This window comes from Rhodococcus sp. R1101 (assembly GCF_000278445.1).
Taxonomy (GTDB): domain Bacteria; phylum Actinomycetota; class Actinomycetes; order Mycobacteriales; family Mycobacteriaceae; genus Rhodococcus; species Rhodococcus gordoniae.
Window position 1 is genome coordinate 1 of sequence record NZ_AJVB01000549.1, and the last position, 2,390, is coordinate 2,390.

The following is a 2,390-nucleotide window of genomic DNA, read 5'->3' on the forward strand; positions in this document are numbered from 1 at the left end:
ACCGTCCATGTTCCGCCGTTCGGTGATGTGTAGATGGCACCGTTGACGAAATCGACCCGTTCGAAACCGTTCTTGATCGCGGGAAGGATCGAGGTCACTGCCTGTCCGAGCCGGCCGAGTTCGCCGCCTTCGGCGAGCCACTTCTGGACCAGCGGGTGACCGCTGAGGCGGATCAGGTCGTCGACCGCACCCTCGGCCGTGTCGGCCGATCCCGAGGCCAGCGCTCCGACGTTGATGTCCGGCACGTTCGGCGACGGGTTCGACGGTGACGGGTTCGACGGTTTCGGGTTCGAGGGCTCCGGTTTCGACGGCTGCGGGCTGCCACCGCCGCCCTTCGCCGCAGCTGCGGCGATGTCGCGGATCTGGCCCAGCTGCGCGTAGGCGCCGTCGCCCGGGCAGCTGGTGTTGCCCACGTCGCGGTGCGCGAAGATGATCGGCAGATCCACCGCTGTGCCACGGGGGTACGGGGTGAACGAGGTGCCCTCGGAGTACATGGTGGTGCGGCCCTTGGGGTCGAGTCCCGCGCGTGCCAGACGCCAGCCGAGGAACTTACCGACCGCATCGATCGCGGCCTGCGGCGGTGCCTGGGTGGAGAAGTCGCCCATGATCGCGATGCCGTGGGTGTTCTCGTTGAATCCACCCGCATGGGCGCCCTGGACGTTGCGCTCGAGACCACCGGCGCGACCCTCGAAGATCTGGCCGTACTTGTCGACGAGCGTGTTGTACCCGACGTCGCACCAGCCGAGCGTCCGTGCGTGGTACGCGTAGATCGCGCGCACGATCTCGGCGGATTCGGCCTTCGAGTAGTTGTTGCTCCCCGCGGTGTGGTGCACGGTCGCGCCGCCGAGCGAGTCGTCGAAGGTCGGATTCTGGCACCGCATCGACTCGTCGGCGCCCCACTGCTGGCGGGTGATGACCTTCAGGCCGGAGCTGCCGAGCGGGCTCGCGATGTCCTCGAGGTGCGCGTCCGACTCGCTGCTGCCGGGCGAGATGAGCACTGCGCTGACCGCTTCGGCGGCCGCCTGCAGCGGGTTCTCGCGCAGCGGCCGGGACGAGGACGCGGGCACATATCCGAGGTCGGGCGCGTCCGCGGCGGGCGCGGCGACCGGCGCGGGTGCCTCGTCGACGGGGGCCGGGGCCTCGGCCGGTGCTTCCGGAGCCGGGGCTCCGGGTGCGGGAGCCTCTGCTGGGGGAGCTCCGGGTGCCGGAGGTGCCGGCGGGGCCTCCGCTCCGGCGAGGTTCGGTTCGGGGCCGGGACGCGGCGTCAGCAGCACCTGCACCGCACGCGTGGCGCCGACGTAGATCGGCTCGGTGCCCGTCCGCCCCGCCTCGGCGGTGTCGTCGGCGCGTGTCTCGATCGGTTCGGTCGCGGTCCACGGACCCCAGCTGCCGTCGTCGTGCCGGGCGCGGATGAGCGCGTCGGTGGCGGCGACGTCCTCGGCCGCGAGGGCGACGAGACTGAAGGGGGTGTCGCGGGTGAGTTCCTTGACGGTCGCGCCGACGCGCTGGACGATCCCACCGTTCGGGTCGGGCGCGGTGGTGATCTGGGGAAGCCCGTCGACGATCTGCTTCAGGCTGAGATCGGGCAGGTTGAGACCGGTCAGTTCCTCGAGCGGGATGATCAGGTCGGGCACCGAGGCGAGCACGACTTCCGCGATATCGGGTGCCACCGCCTCGACGGTGTCGTTGGCAGGCCGGATCTCGGGAGCGGTGCTGGTCAGCCCGGAGACGGCGAAGGGCGTCGCGACGGCCAGGGCGGCGACGGCACCCAGGACGATCGACGGCTTGGGGCGGCGATGCGGCACTGTTTGCTACTCCCTGTCGTTGGTGCTCGAGCGGACGGGTTCCGACTTCGGATCGTCCCTTACGTGTCGCTTTCGTAGTCCGGATCGGCCACGAAAGTTCTGTAACTCGTGATTCTTGTGTTGCTTCTGTGACATTTGTTGCCTAGCTCCGTCACTCTTGTCACACTAGACGCAGCAAACCTTAAGCCTCAACCTGAGCTTGAGGATCGGTCGAAATTGTCCGATATCGCGGATCACGAGTTCGCGCCGAAAGCGACAACGAGGGAGCAACGTCATGTCACGACAGTCCATCGGGCGCAGAGGCAAGATCCGGAGGCGGCGCATCATCCTCGGCAGGCCGCTGCGCAACGGATGGCGTCCCTCCATCGCTCGTGCTGCTGCGCTCGGGGTGGCCCCCGCACTGCTCGTCGGCGCCGGTGTGGGCGCTCTCGTACAGAACGATCAGGCGACACCGGATGTCGTCCAGGCGGTTTCGGCCGACACACCCTTCACGTTCACCGGCTTCGGCCACGGCCACGGCCGCGGAATGGGGCAGTGGGGTGCCTACGGCTACGCCCAGGACGGATGGACCGCCGAACGGATCAT

General features: G+C 68.8%; 1 protein-coding gene and 1 pseudogene. One reads left to right on the plus strand and one right to left on the minus strand.

Features of this window, described 5'->3' with window-relative positions:
• The coding region (locus R1101_RS0121375) for an N-acetylmuramoyl-L-alanine amidase (protein ID WP_016935295.1) at window positions 1–1,805 on the minus strand (1,805 nt) is incomplete at its 3' end.
• 274 nt (window positions 1,806–2,079) lie between these two features.
• Here R1101_RS0121375 and R1101_RS0121380 point away from each other — a divergent pair.
• Window positions 2,080–2,390, plus strand: a pseudogene (locus R1101_RS0121380) (SpoIID/LytB domain-containing protein); the annotation flags it as partial.